Here is a 13041-nt window from a genome sequence, read left to right on the forward strand (position 1 = left end):
CACCGGCTGACCAGCCGCACGAAAACTTCGTCTTCCCTGAAGAGGTTCTGCCCCGTGGTAACGCTCTCTAATCCCGGTCTTGGCGCCACTGGCGGCAAAGACCTTCCCTCCACCGGGTATGCCTGGTGGTCCGGCAACGCCCGCCTGATCAACCTGTCTGGCCGTCTGCTTGGTGCCCACGTGGCCCACGCTGGTCTGATGGTCTTCTGGGCCGGCGCCATGATGCTGTTCGAGGTGAGCCACTTCACCTTCGACAAGCCCATGTACGAGCAGGGCTTCATCTGCATGCCCCACGTCGCCACCCTTGGCTACGGCGTGGGCCCCGGCGGTGAGGTCACTGATCTTTTCCCCTTCTTCGTGGTCGGTGTTCTGCACCTGATCAGCTCCGCCGTGCTCGGCCTCGGCGGCCTTTATCACGCCCTGCGTGGTCCGGAGATCCTGGAGAACTACTCCTCCTTCTTCTCCCAGGACTGGCGTGACAAGAACCAGATGACCAACATCATTGGTTATCACCTCATCCTTCTGGGCGTCGGCTGCCTGCTGCTGGTCTTCAAGGCCATGTTCTTCGGCGGCGTCTACGACACCTGGGCCCCCGGCGGCGGCGACGTCCGCCTGATCACCAACCCGACCCTCGATCCGGGCGTGATCTTCGGTTACCTGTTCCGCGCTCCCTTCGGTGGCGAAGGCTGGATCATCGGTGTGAACTCCATGGAGGACATCATCGGTGGCCACATCTGGCTGGGTCTGACCCTGATCTTCGGTGGCATCTGGCACGCGATCACCAAGCCCTTCGGCTGGGTGCGTCGCGCCTTCATCTGGAACGGTGAGGCCTACCTGAGCTACAGCCTTGGCGCTCTGAGCTTCATGAGCTTCATCGCTTCGGCCTACATCTGGTTCAACAACACCGCTTATCCCTCCGAGTTCTGGGGCCCCACCAACGCTGAGGCATCCCAGGCTCAGAGCTTCACCTTCCTGGTGCGTGACCAGCGCCTCGGCGCCAACATCGGTTCCGCCATGGGCCCCACCGGCCTTGGTAAGTACCTGATGCGCTCACCTACCGGTGAAATCATCTTCGGCGGTGAAACCATGCGCTTCTGGGACTTCCGTGGTCCCTGGCTGGAGCCCCTGCGTGGCCCCAACGGTCTCAGCCTCGACAAGCTGCAGAACGACATTCAGCCCTGGCAAGTGCGCCGTGCGGCTGAGTACATGACCCACGCTCCCAACGCCTCGATCAACTCTGTGGGCGGCATCATCACCGAGCCCAACTCGGTGAACTACGTGAACCTCCGCCAGTGGCTGGGTGCAACGCAGTTCGTGCTCGCCTTCTTCTTCCTGGTTGGTCACCTCTGGCACGCCGGCCGCGCTCGCGCTGCTGCTGCTGGCTTCGAGAAAGGCATCGACCGCAAGGCTGAGCCTGTGCTCGGCATGCCCGACCTCGACTGATCCACCGGTTCAATCCAAACGATCGTCATCAACCCTCGCCACACGGCGGGGGTTTTTTATAGGGATGGGAGAGGCGATTTCTTAGCCTGTCCGAATCGATGGATCGTCCGTGAACACAGGCCTGAACACCCGGGTGATCCACCACGGCGACAGCTTTGCGGGAGACACCGGCACGGTGATGCCGCCGATCTTCCCCACCAGCACCTTTGCCCATGGCAACGCTGGCGGATTTGATTACACCCGTTCCGGCAACCCCAACTTCCGCATCCTTGATGGGGTGCTCGCTTCGGTTGAAGGTTGCGCCCACGCCACCGTGTTCGCCTCCGGCGTCAGCGCTATCACCGCCGTGGTCTCCCAGCTGAAGCAGGGCGATCTGGTGCTCTGCGAAGAGAACCTCTACGGCTGCACCGTGCGGCTGTTCGAGCAGGTGTTTGCCAAGTTCGGCCTGAAAACCGCGTGGGTGGACTTCACCCAACCGGCCGCACTGGAGCAGATCAAATCCCAGAAGCCGGCGATGGTGTGGCTAGAGAGCCCGACCAACCCTCTGCTCAAGGTGATCGACCTGGAGGCGGTCTGCGCCATCACCCAACCCCTCGGCATCCCCGTGGTGGTGGACAACACCTTCGCCACCGCCCTGGTGCAGCGCCCCCTGGAGCTGGGCGCCACCCTCTCGCTCACCAGCACGACCAAGTACATCAACGGCCACTCCGATGCCCTCGGGGGAGCCGTGTGCACCAACGATCCTGAGTGGCACCAAAAAATGGTGTTCTCCCAGAAGGCCCTGGGCCTGCAGCCCTCCCCCTTTGATTGCTGGCTGATCACGCGGGGCATCAAGACCCTGCCGCTGCGGCTCAAGCAGCAGATGGCCAATGCCGCGGCCCTGGCCGATCAGCTGGCGGGGCACGCCAAGGTGAACTGGGTGCGTTACCCACACCGCAGTGATCACCCTCAGCATCAGGTGGCAACCCGTCAGATGCGTGCCGGTGGCGCCATCGTGACGGCGAGCTTCAACGCCAGCCAGGAGCAGACCTATGCCCTCTGCAAACAACTGCGCTGGTTCACCATGGCCGAAAGCCTGGGCGGCATCGAAAGCCTGATCTGCCATCCCGCCACCATGACCCACGCGGCGGTGTCGGCTGAGGTGAAGGCCAAGCTGGGCATCGACGATGGCCTGGTGCGCTTCTCGGTGGGCTGCGAAGACCTCGCCGATCTGCAGGCCGATCTGGACCAGGCCCTGGAGCTGCTGGCGTGAGTCCTCGCAATCTGCTCAGCGATCCGGCCTGGCAGGGCTCTGATCTCGGCCATCCCCTGCCCGACTCCCCCCATGCGGTGTCTGTGGCGCTGCCGCGCTGGCGCGATGTGGTCGCCTACGAGGAGAAGGATCCGGCCTGCCGAGATGCCCTGCAGACGATCTATCCCCGCTTCGGCCTGCATCCGCTGATCCGAGCACTGGTTCAGCCTTCGGAACTTGCAGGCACCACGGTCTGGCCCTACCCCACCGGAGCGGCAGCCCAGGCAGCCCTGGCCCACTGCCAACGCAAGGCACAGGGGAGCCGCTCGGAGCTGATCACGATTGCTGGGCTGACCTGCCTGCGCAGTGATGCAGCGGCGAGCGCCCATGCCAAAGCGTTCTGGCAGCACACCGGCCTGGGCCTCTCCTCCCGCCAGGCCGCCATCGCCCTGGGGAAAGAGACATCCCCCTGCAGCACATCCGGCGATGCGGCCCGCGAGCTGATTCGAAAGCGCTTGGCTGGCATCCATGGCGTCGACGCCCAGCAGATCAGCCTGCATCCAGCGGGAATGGCCGGCCTGTACGCGGCCCTCAGCGCCATCCAGACGCTGCGGCCCGGGAAGCCCACACTGCAGCTGGGCTTCCCCTATGTGGATGTGCTGAAGCAGCCGCAGGTGGTGTTTCACGGTGGCGAGCTGTTGCAACCGCAGAGCCTCGCCGAGGTGGAAGCGGCCCTGGATCAGCTCCAGCCTGCGGCCGTGATTGTGGAGCTGCCCAGCAATCCGCTGCTGCGCTGCATGGATCTGCCGGGCGTGTCGGCCCTGGCCCGCAGCCGCGGCATTCCAGTGATTGCCGATGACACGATCGGCACCGGCATCAACCTCAATGCCCTGCCCTACGCCGATCTAATCTTCACCTCACTCACCAAGAGCTTCGCCGGCCGTGGTGATGTGATGGCTGGCAGTCTGCTGGTGAGCCCGCAGTCGCCCTGGGCGGCCTCCCTGCTGGCGGCGGTTCCAGCCATCGCCCAGCTCAGCGATGCCGATGCCATCGCCCTGGAGATCGCCAGCCGGGATGTGCTCCAGCGGGTGCCGCAACTCGATGCGAACGCCCTGCTTCTGGCGGAACGGCTCGAAGCGCATCCAGCCGTGCAACGGGTGCTGCATCCGAAGAGCTGCCCCAACTTCCGCGCCTTGATGCGCAGCGGGGCCGGCCACGGCTGCCTGCTCTCGTTGGAACTGAAGGGAGGCCAAGAGCATTCCAAGCAGGTTTACGACGCGCTTCGGATCAGCAAAGGCCCCAGCCTTGGCACCGATTTCAGCCTGGTGTGCCCCTACACCCAGCTGGCCCATTACGACGAACTGAGCTGGGCGGAGCAATGCGGTGTGCCGGCTGATCTGCTCCGGGTGTCCGTCGGTCTGGAAGACCCCAAGGCGCTGTGGATGCGATTTGAGCAAGCGTTTGCTGACCAATAGACCGGTGAGACTCTGAAAAAGCCCTTAACAACCGGGTGAGGAGAGGCTTTCGATCATTAGTTTGTTTTCTTCGGGCCCCTCTACAGCAGCTCCATGTCTCGCATTTACGACGACAACAGCCAGGCCATCGGCAACACTCCGCTGGTCAAGCTGAACAACGTCACCAAAAACTGCAAGGCCACTGTGCTGGCCAAGGTTGAGGGGCGCAACCCCGCCTACAGCGTCAAGTGCCGGATCGGCGCCAACATGATCTGGGACGCAGAAAAAAGCGGAAAGCTCACCAAGGGCAAGGTGATTGTTGAGCCCACCTCCGGCAACACAGGCATCGCTCTGGCCTTCACCGCCGCGGCCCGCGGTTACAAGCTGATCCTGACGATGCCCGAGTCGATGTCGATCGAGCGGCGTCGGGTCATGGCTGTGCTCGGGGCTGAGCTGATCCTCACCGAGGCCGCCAAAGGCATGCCCGGTGCGATCGCCAAGGCCAAGGAAATCGCTGAGAGCGATCCAGCCAAGTACTTCATGCCTGGCCAGTTCGACAATCCCGCCAACCCCGAAATCCACTTCAAGACCACCGGTCCTGAAATCTGGAACGACTGCGATGGCGCCATTGACGTGCTCGTGGCCGGCGTCGGCACCGGTGGCACCATCACCGGCGTCTCCCGCTACATCAAAAATGAAGCGGGCAAGGCGATCGAATCCGTGGCCGTTGAACCGACCAACAGCCCGGTGATCACCCAGACCATGAACGGTGAAGCCGTCAAACCCGGTCCCCACAAAATCCAGGGCATCGGCGCCGGCTTCATTCCCCAGAACCTCGACCTCTCCGTGGTCGACAAGGTGGAGCAGGTGACCAACGAGGAGTCAGTTGCCATGGCCCTGCGCCTGGCCCAGGAGGAAGGCCTGTTGGTGGGCATCTCCTGCGGTGCCGCCGCTGCTGCCGCCATTCGTCTGGCCGAGAAAGATGAGTACGCCGGCAAAACCATCGTGGTGGTGCTGCCCGACCTGGCCGAGCGTTACCTCTCCTCGGTGATGTTTGCTGAAGTGCCGACCGGCATCATCGAGCAACCGGTGGCTGTCTGAGCTGGCTCCATCAGAAGCCTTGGCCCCGTCGTTGACGGGGCTTTTTTTATGGCCTCAACGTGAACCGTTCAGGTCTCAACGTGCTGGTGGGCGGGCCTGGGGCTGCACCGCCGCTGCATCAATCCACATGGCATCGCCATAGGAGAAGAAGCGATAGCTCCTTTCAATCGCTTCGGCGTAGAGCTTCAACAGGGTTTCCCGGCCGATCAGGGCACTCACCAACAGCAGCAGAGAGCTTTTGGGCAGATGGAAGTTGGTGAACAGAGCTTGAATCACCTTGAACTGATAGCCCGGCTGAATCACCAGATCCACCGGCCCGGTGTAGGGCTTGAGAACACCGCCATGGGCTTGAGCGGCCCCCTCCAGGGCACGAACACTCGTGGTGCCCACCGCACACACCCGGCCTCGACAAGCCTGCACCGCCTCCACCACAGCAGGGCTGACATCCACCCATTCACTGTGCAACTCCAAGGCGGTGAGGTCTTCCGTTTCAACGGGGCGAAAGGTGCCGAGGCCCACATGCAGGGTGATCCGGGCCAGATCCACCCCTTTCTTCTGCAAGCCCGCCAGCAGTTCATCACTGAAATGCAACCCCGCCGTCGGGGCGGCCACCGCACCGGGACGGTCGGCGTAACGGGTCTGATAGCGCTGGCTGTCGCTGGGGTCGTGCCGTTCGATGTAAGGCGGTAGAGGCACCTCGCCCACGTCATTGAGCAAACCCTCAATGGTTTCGGCATCCCTGCAATCACTGGGGAACTGCACCACCCGTCCACCACTGGCGGGGTCTTCTGCAAGCACCGTCAGGCTGATCGAGGTGCCATCAATCGTGAGGCTGTCGCCGGGCCGCATGCGATTGGCAGGACGGGCCAGGCAAAGCCAGCGGCCCTCCCCCCGCGGCTCCAGCACCAGCAATTCGGACAGTCCGCCCCCGGAACGCCGCACCGCCAGGCGGGCCTTCAGCACCCGGGTGTCGTTCACCACCAGCAGATCACCAGGCTGCAGCTGCTCGAGCAGATCCCACACCTGGCCGTGAACGGCATCCGTTGATGGCTCCCCCTGGGGGGGAACCATCAACAAGCGAGCGCTGTGGCGGGGCTCGACCGGTGCCTGAGCGATGCGCTCAGGCGGCAGCGGATAGTCGTAGCTGCTGAGTTGCAGGTCCCTGGGGTCAGGCACGCGGGCGACCGATCAGAGCGCCAGGCTTTCTGGACGGTTCTCGATCAGATCGGCGAGGTCCTTCAGGAATGCGGCACCGTCGGCGCCGTAAATCACGCGGTGATCCGCCGTCAGGTTCACCTGCATCTGACGCTTGACGGCGATGGAGCCGTCCTTGTTCGCCACCACCGTGGGGCGTGATGCAGCGACGGCGAGAATGGCCCCGGTGCCTGGGGGAAGGATCGCGTCGAAGCGATCAACACCGAACATGCCGAGGTTGGAGAGGGTGAAGGTGCCCGTGGAATACTCCTCCGGCTGCAGCTGCTTGCTGCGGGAGCGCTTGACCAGATCACCCCACTGACGCGACATCTCGTAGAGATCGGTGCGATCGGCATTGCGCAGCACCGGCGTAATCAAGCCACCGTCTTCCATCGCCACAGCGACAGCCACGTTCACTTCGGCTGGATAGGCCATGCCAGCAGCGGTGGTGGCGGCATTCACCTGGGGGTGACGCGCCAGGGTGACGGCCACAGCCTTGGCCAGCAGCGCCGTCATCGTGACGCCCTTGGGCTTCACCTGTTTGTAGAAGGCATCCAGCTTGTCGGTGGTGATGGTGTAACCAACGCGGAAGCAGGGAACCGCCAGGCTCGCCTCCATGTTTTTGTTCACCGCACCCTGGAGGGTGTTGAAGGCCACGGTCTCGCCGGGCCGACCAAAGCTGTTGCCCGCCGGAGCCGACGGGGCCGCTGCTGCTGCTGCGCCAGCCGAGGAAGCAGCGGGGGCCGTTCCTTCCGCAACCCGGGGCACGGAGATGGGCTGACCGGAGGCTTGCTCCACGTCTTCCGCCTGAATCCGGCCGTGGGGGCCGCTGCCGCGCACGGTGGCCAGGTCCACACCCATCTGGGAGGCCAGCTTCTTGGCCCGGGGGCTGGCCACGATGCGACCGTCGTTCACCACCGGTGCCGACGGTGCAGGGGCAGCAACAGGTGCCGGTGCCGGGGCAGGTGTCGGAGCTGGGGTCTGAACCGCAGCTGGCGTGGGGGCCGGAGCCGGTGCTGGGGCGGGCGCTGCAGCCGGAGCGCTGGGGGCCTTGGCCTGCGCGTCGGCGATCTCAGCTTCGGTTTCGACAATCAAGCCGATGGTTTCGCCCACCGGTGCCGTGCTGCCAGCAGGCATCAGGACCGCTGCGAGGTAGCCGTCCTGGAACGACTCAACGTCCATGTCCGCTTTGTCGGACTCAACGACAAGAACCGACTCGCCCCGAGCAACCTTGTCTCCGGGCTGTTTCAGCCACTCCACGATCTTCCCCTCCGTCATGGTGGAGCTGAGGGCAGGCATGAAGATGTCTGTGGTCGCCAAAACCGTCTCCGGGAGGGCAGATCAGGGGAGTTTACGAGTCAGCAGAGGCAAGCCGATCAGGCTTCCTCAATCGACTGCACAACGCCATCCTTCACAACGATGGCCACCTGCATCTTCTGCACGAGGTTGTCGCCCACCTTCAGCTCACAGCTGCTCTCCAGCTGACCCTGCTCAACGATCTGGTCCATCTCCAGCTCACGCACCTGGGCCTGTTGCTGAAGCAGGTTGCGCTTCTGCTCCTCCAGCTCGGCGCGCTTGGCCGCCACCTGCTGTTGGATCTGCGCCACCTGATCCTGCACGCGGGGGTCAAGGGGGTTGGCGCTCTGACGACGCACCTGGTCCACCACGTCCTGACCTTCCTGTTCAAGCTGAGCCAGCTGTTGGTCAGCGGTGGCGATGCCATTGCTGAGCTCGCGCTCTGCTTCTTCTTTCCAGGTGGGCGTCACGACGGCGCGGACGGTGATCGGACGCTTGATCGTCAGGGAGGTGCCGTCGGACATGGGTTCTTGGGAGACGGCCAAAGCGTGTCAGCCCTTTCACGCGGGGTCAATCACCGGACAACCGACCACCCCCCAAGCCTCGTCAGGCGCGGTCAACGTCCGTAAAGGCCATCGATCAACTGCTGATCGCGGCTGGTGATGCGATCACGGCGCTGCTTCAGGGTCTGGGTCAGGAGTCCGTTCTCAATGCTAAAGGGATCCACAAGCACCACCCCGGCCAGCCGTTCATCACCCCGGGAACCCGACCGCTGCTTGAGCAAGCGGTTGCATTCGCGCATCAACAAACGAAGCAGGGCCGGATCACCGGGTTGGCCGCCCAGATCCTGCGCCACGCTCACGCCGGCTTCAGCCGCCCAGGCCACGATCGCCTCAGCACGGGGAACGATCAGGCCACCGAGCTGGCGTTCGTCCTGACCCACCAGCATCACCTGCTCGATCAGGGGGCTGGCCACCAGCGCCTCTTCCAGGGGGCCGGGCTCAATGTTCTCGCCACTGCTCAACACAATCGTGTCCTTGGCCCGTCCGGTGAGGGCCACCGAACCATCCGGCAGGAGCATGCCGAGATCGCCGGTGTCAAACCATCCCGCGGCATCGAGAACCTTGGCGCTGGCCTCGGGTTTGCCGAGGTAGCCCGCCATCACCTGGGGGCCCCGCACCATCACCCGCCCCCGTTGCCGGAAGCCCAGGGTCTGACCGTTGTCGGGATCGACGATCCGGAATTCGGTCTGGGGCATCGGCAGCCCGGAGCTGCCGCGGATGTTGCGCCAGGGCCTGCGGCAACTCACCACAGGGCTGGTTTCGGTAAGGCCATAGCCCACCAGCAGCTCAATCCCCACTGCTTCAAAAAAGGCATCGATGTGGGGCGCAATGGCACCGCCACCACTGATCGGATAGGCGAGCTGACCGCCACTGAGCTGGCGACGCAGCTTCGGCCAGATCAAGGTTGAGGCCAGGGCATGCAGGGGCCAGCGCAGGGCCGCAGAGCTGCAGGCACGTAGCCGGCCGGCCCCTGACACCGGTTCCAGCAGGAGGTTGCGCGCCGTGCGCACGGCTTTGCGCTGGGCAGCGCTGTTGGCCAATGCCGCCCGCAGCAGGCGCTGCCGGGAGGGGGGGAAGGTCTTGAGCACATCCTCAAATCCAGCCTGAACCGCCTCCCACAGCCGCGGCACGGTGGCCATCGCGATCGGCCGGACCCGCGGCAGATCCTTCTTCAGTTGCTTGATGGTTGTGTAGGTCTGCGTGCAGCCGCAGGAGAGGAAGAAGTAGCTGGCACTGCGCTCGTAGGCATGCCAGATGGGCAACACACTCAGCACCGGAGCACCGGGCTCGGGATAGGCCACACAGGCCAGTGAGCTCATCTGATGCAGCAGGTTGGCGTGGGTCAACGGGACCCCTTTGGGTTGGCCAGTCGTGCCCGAGGTGTAAAGAACAGTGGCCACGGCGTCTCGCCCTCCCGCCGGGCCAACGGGATCAAGGCCGGCCCCTGACGCCAGAAACGCCTCCCAGCCCATGGCGCCCTCGGCAGGTTCCCCTTCCAGCTGAAGCACAAAACGCAGCTGAGCCCGTTGCTCTGGGGGAAGGGCCAGACGACGCCACACATCAGCGTTCTGCACCACCAGGGCCGTCGCCCGGCAATCCGAAAGGATGTAGCGCAGCTCCTCCACCGGGGCCGAGGCACCGCGCACGGCATCAGCGGCACCGGCACGCATCAGGCCCTGATCCGCCACCAGCCAGCGGGGGCTGTTCTCAGCAAAAAGAGCCACCACATCGCCATCGTTCACGCCATGGCGCCGAAAGGCGGCGGCAGCGGTGGCGATGCGCTCCGCCAATTCGCCGAAATTGAAGCGTTCGGGATGCGCCGCATGGGGCGCATCGACGGCGGCAATCAGCCCATGGCGGTCGGCGAGCCAGGGCCACACCGCATCGACCCTCTGCAACTTCTGAACATGGGCATGACGCTGCAAAGCGTCCGTTTCGCGGGTTGTCGGGCTCCAGCTGGCCGTCATCCGAGGCAGGGGTTCAAACAGCTCAGGTTTATCTCGCTTCCTTCTCCCAGACCAGACCGAAACGACGGGCCAGGGCTAACCGCAGCAACGGCTGCACCTCAGCCGACGTCAGCCCTGGCAACCAATCCGCAAGCCGCCCGACCGCACGACCGGTGAGCCCACAGGGGGTGACTCGCTCAAACCCCTGCATCGAGCAATCAACGTTGAGGGCCAGGCCGTGCTGGGTGATCCAGCGGCGACAGCCCACACCGATGGCGGCGACCTTGCGGTTGTCCAACCAGAGGCCGGTCAACCCCGGCAGACGCTGACCCTCCAGGCCCAACTCCGCCAGAACATCCAGAACGACTTGTTCCAACTGGCGCAGATACCAGTGCAAATCGGGCGTGCGGCGCTGAAGGTCCAACACCGGGTAGGCCACCAGTTGGCCGGGCAGGTGATGGGTCACCTCCCCGCCCCGATCGATCCGATAGAGGGGTGCCGGTGGGTCAGCGGGATCGAAATGCAGGTGCTCCTCGCTGGCACCACGGCCGAGGGTGTAGCAGGTCTGGTGCTGCAGGATCCAGACCGCCTCCGGAGCAGATGGATCAGCAAGAAGAGTGCTCTGCCAGCGCTGTTGCGCCGACCAGGCGGCATCGAATCGAACCGGATCACCGGGCTCGAAAAGAAATGCACGCTGGGGGTGGGCCGAATCGTGCGCCGTATCTAATTTGCCGATAACAACCGGCACAGGAGCGAGGCATGAAGTTGCTGATCCATGGTCGCAACCTCGAGATCACGCCGGCGTTGCGGGATTACACCCAAACCAAGTTGGAGCGGGCCACATCGCACTTCGGTGATGCTGTGCGCGAGGCCGACGTCCATCTCTCGGTGGCTCGCAATCCCCGGGTGCCGCAGCAGACCGCCGAGGTGACGGTCTTTGCCAACGGCACGGTGATCCGCGCCCAGGAACGCAGTGAAAACCTGTACGCCAGCATCGATCTGGCCGCAGGAAAACTGGCTCGCCAACTGCGTCGCTGGAAGGAACGCCACAGCGATCACCACCACAGCCACGGCCACAGCGCCAGCACGGATGTGGTCAACGATGCATCCCCCGTTGAATCCTCCCTTCTGCAAGGGCGTGAGGCGGAACTGCCGGATCCGGGAGTGCGGCGCAAATATTTCGCCATGCCGCCCATGGGCCTGGAGGAGGCACGCCGCCAACTGGATCTGATCGACCACGACTTCTACCTGTTCCGGGAGAAGGAGAGCGATCAGCTGCAGGTGATCTACCGCCGCAACCACGGGGGGTATGGGGTGATTCAGGCTCGTGAGTGACCTCCCGGCCCGCCATGGCTGATCCAGCCCAAGAGCTTCCCGACCTCCCCCCCCGGCTTGATCAGGCGATCCTCGACCCCCTGTTGACCCGGGACCAGCTCCAGGCCCTCTGTGATTCCGGAATGCAGGAGGGCGTGCGGGCCATCTGCACCACACCGCGTCAGCTGCCGCTGCTGCGGGAACGCATCGGGACCACCGACGTAGGCCCTCGCCTGGTGGCGGCCATCGGCTTTCCCTTCGGAGCCATTCCCGCTGAGCTCAAGCTGGCGGAAGCGGAGTGGTGTGCCGCCCATGGCGCCCAGGAGCTCGATGTCGTTCCCGATTTCAGCGCCTTGGCGAACGGCGAGTCAGGCGCATTTGCCGAGGAACTTGCCGCCCTCTGCGAACTGGGGCTTCCCGTGCGGGCCGTCCTGGACATGGCCCGTCTGGAGAGCGAACAGCTGGAACTGGCCGTGGAGGCCGCCATTGATGCTGGCGCTGCGGGACTGCAGACCAGCAACGGCTTTGGCCCGGCCTGCCATGCCGATCAGATCCTTGCGTTGAAACAATTGATCCGCAAACGCTGCGCCATCAAGGCAGCCGGGGGCATCCACAGCCTCAGCCACGCAGGAGACCTGCTGTTGGCGGGGGCGGATCTGCTGGGCACCAGCAGCGCTCCGGCTCTTCTGCAGGCCCAGCGCCGCCCCGCGGCCTGAATGGCAGAACGACGCCTCACCGGACTCGCCCTCAAGGTGGGCCCCCTCGGCGAACACGATCGCCTGCTGAGCCTGCTCAGTGATGCGGAAGGCGTCAGTCGCTTCGCCGTTCCCGGAGCACGCCGACCCAAGAGCAGTCTGGCCGCCGCGGCCCCCCTCACCCTGCTGGAGCTGCAGGTGGGAGGACGCAGCGGCCTGGCCCGGGTGCGACAACTGCGGGTGCTGCGCAGTTTTTCCGGCCTCGGGCAACAGCTGGAAACCCTGGCTGCGGCGCAGGCGCTGTGTGATCTGTGCCTTCAACTGGCCGCCCAGGACCCCGTGGACGGGCTGCTGGACACGATGCAGCTGCACCTCGAACGCCTTGAGGAGCACCGAGCCGACCCGGAGCTGGTGCTGGCCGGCACGGTCCAGGCCTGCATCCATCTGCTCACCCTGGGCGGTTATGGACTGCCGTTGCAGACCTGCTGCATCACGGGAAATCCCCTGGACCCTCCGCTGGGGCAGTGGGACTGGCGCTGCAGCCTGCTGCCGCAGGACGGCTTTGCGATTGATGAGCAGCCCGGGGCGGCGATTCAGCTGAATCCCTCCGAACTGGCCCTGCTGCAGCGACTGACCCGGGCCGAACTGCCCCGTCGCCGGGACGGTGCGCTGATGGGCCCCCCAGCCGTGTGGCGCCGGCTGCTGCGGGTGGTTGAGATCTGGAGCCGGACGCATCTGAACCGACCCAGCAAAGCCCTGGCCATGCTGCGAGAGACGCTCCTGGCAGGCGCGTGAGCCATCATG

At 64.7% G+C, this 13041-nt stretch carries 12 protein-coding genes and 1 pseudogene; 8 read left to right on the top strand and 5 right to left on the bottom strand.

The features are described 5' to 3' along the window. The 5 genes and pseudogenes from DXY35_RS13280 to cysK form a co-directional block, all read left to right on the top strand. A pseudogene (locus tag DXY35_RS13280) lies at positions 1-71 on the top strand (photosystem II protein D2); the annotation flags it as partial. Further along, on the top strand, positions 55-1443 hold the full coding sequence (psbC, locus tag DXY35_RS02285) for a photosystem II reaction center protein CP43 (protein WP_115081056.1): 1389 nt from the start codon (positions 55-57) through the stop codon (positions 1441-1443). The pseudogene DXY35_RS13280 and the gene psbC, both read left to right, overlap by 17 nt. A gap of 109 nt (positions 1444-1552) precedes the next feature. Next, a complete protein-coding gene (locus DXY35_RS02290) occupies positions 1553-2695 on the top strand; it encodes a PLP-dependent aspartate aminotransferase family protein (protein ID WP_115080808.1) in 1143 nt (380 codons plus the stop codon). Then, entirely contained in the window at positions 2692-4149 is a 1458-nt protein-coding gene (locus DXY35_RS02295; RefSeq protein ID WP_115080811.1) for a PLP-dependent transferase, read from the top strand. Before DXY35_RS02290 ends, DXY35_RS02295 begins: the two co-directional genes overlap by 4 nt. Before the next feature lie 93 nt (positions 4150-4242). Further along, positions 4243-5229: a cysteine synthase A gene (gene cysK, locus DXY35_RS02300; RefSeq protein WP_006850945.1), complete on the top strand. Its 987-nt coding sequence runs from the start codon at positions 4243-4245 to the stop codon at positions 5227-5229. Between the two features lie 75 nt (positions 5230-5304). Here the strand turns inward: cysK and queA are convergent, their stop codons facing one another. The 5 genes from queA to lipB all read right to left on the bottom strand — a co-directional run bounded on the left by queA (position 5305) and on the right by lipB (position 10976). Next, complete coding sequence (queA, locus tag DXY35_RS02305) at positions 5305-6405, bottom strand: tRNA preQ1(34) S-adenosylmethionine ribosyltransferase-isomerase QueA (RefSeq protein ID WP_115080813.1); 1101 nt, start codon at positions 6403-6405, stop codon at positions 5305-5307. Between the two features lie 12 nt (positions 6406-6417). Next, a complete protein-coding gene (locus DXY35_RS02310; protein ID WP_115080814.1) occupies positions 6418-7743 on the bottom strand; it encodes a dihydrolipoamide acetyltransferase family protein in 1326 nt (441 codons plus the stop codon). Positions 7744-7799: 56 nt separating this feature from the next. Then, positions 7800-8243, bottom strand: a complete 444-nt coding sequence (locus tag DXY35_RS02315; RefSeq protein ID WP_114989554.1) for a YlqD family protein — start codon at positions 8241-8243, stop codon at positions 7800-7802. A gap of 92 nt (positions 8244-8335) precedes the next feature. Then, positions 8336-10249 (bottom strand): AMP-binding protein, encoded by a 1914-nt coding sequence (locus tag DXY35_RS02320; protein WP_115080816.1) that lies wholly within the window; start codon positions 10247-10249, stop codon positions 8336-8338. A gap of 28 nt (positions 10250-10277) precedes the next feature. Continuing rightward, positions 10278-10976 carry a lipoyl(octanoyl) transferase LipB gene (gene lipB, locus DXY35_RS02325; RefSeq protein WP_115080818.1) on the bottom strand — a complete coding sequence of 233 codons (699 nt, stop codon included), beginning with the start codon at positions 10974-10976 and terminating at the stop codon, positions 10278-10280. A gap of 11 nt (positions 10977-10987) precedes the next feature. Here lipB and hpf point away from each other — a divergent pair, with 11 nt between their 5' ends. Genes hpf through recO form a run of 3 tightly spaced genes read left to right on the top strand, consistent with a single transcriptional unit; the run spans position 10988 to position 13032 of the window. After that, positions 10988-11563 (top strand): ribosome hibernation-promoting factor, HPF/YfiA family, encoded by a 576-nt coding sequence (hpf, locus tag DXY35_RS02330; protein WP_115080820.1) that lies wholly within the window; start codon positions 10988-10990, stop codon positions 11561-11563. 14 nt (positions 11564-11577) lie between these two features. Next, positions 11578-12258 (top strand): deoxyribose-phosphate aldolase, encoded by a 681-nt coding sequence (gene deoC / locus DXY35_RS02335; protein ID WP_115081057.1) that lies wholly within the window; start codon positions 11578-11580, stop codon positions 12256-12258. Beyond that, the gene (gene recO, locus DXY35_RS02340; protein WP_115080822.1) at positions 12259-13032 is read left to right on the top strand and encodes a DNA repair protein RecO; all 774 of its coding nucleotides are present in this window, start codon (positions 12259-12261) and stop codon (positions 13030-13032) included. Positions 13033-13041: the final 9 nt, after the last annotated feature.

It is taken from the genome of Synechococcus sp. N32, from assembly GCF_900473895.1.
In the GTDB taxonomy this organism is placed as follows: domain Bacteria; phylum Cyanobacteriota; class Cyanobacteriia; order PCC-6307; family Cyanobiaceae; genus Parasynechococcus.

Coding starts and splice junctions, on each gene's coding strand:
- cysK (WP_006850945.1), top strand. CDS start 4,243: ATGTCTCGCATTTACGACGACAACAGCCAGGCCATCGGCAACACTCCG.
- DXY35_RS02320 (WP_115080816.1), bottom strand. CDS start 10,249: ATGACGGCCAGCTGGAGCCCGACAACCCGCGAAACGGACGCTTTGCAG.
- deoC (WP_115081057.1), top strand. CDS start 11,578: ATGGCTGATCCAGCCCAAGAGCTTCCCGACCTCCCCCCCCGGCTTGAT.
- recO (WP_115080822.1), top strand. CDS start 12,259: ATGGCAGAACGACGCCTCACCGGACTCGCCCTCAAGGTGGGCCCCCTC.
- hpf (WP_115080820.1), top strand. CDS start 10,988: ATGAAGTTGCTGATCCATGGTCGCAACCTCGAGATCACGCCGGCGTTG.
- DXY35_RS02315 (WP_114989554.1), bottom strand. CDS start 8,243: ATGTCCGACGGCACCTCCCTGACGATCAAGCGTCCGATCACCGTCCGC.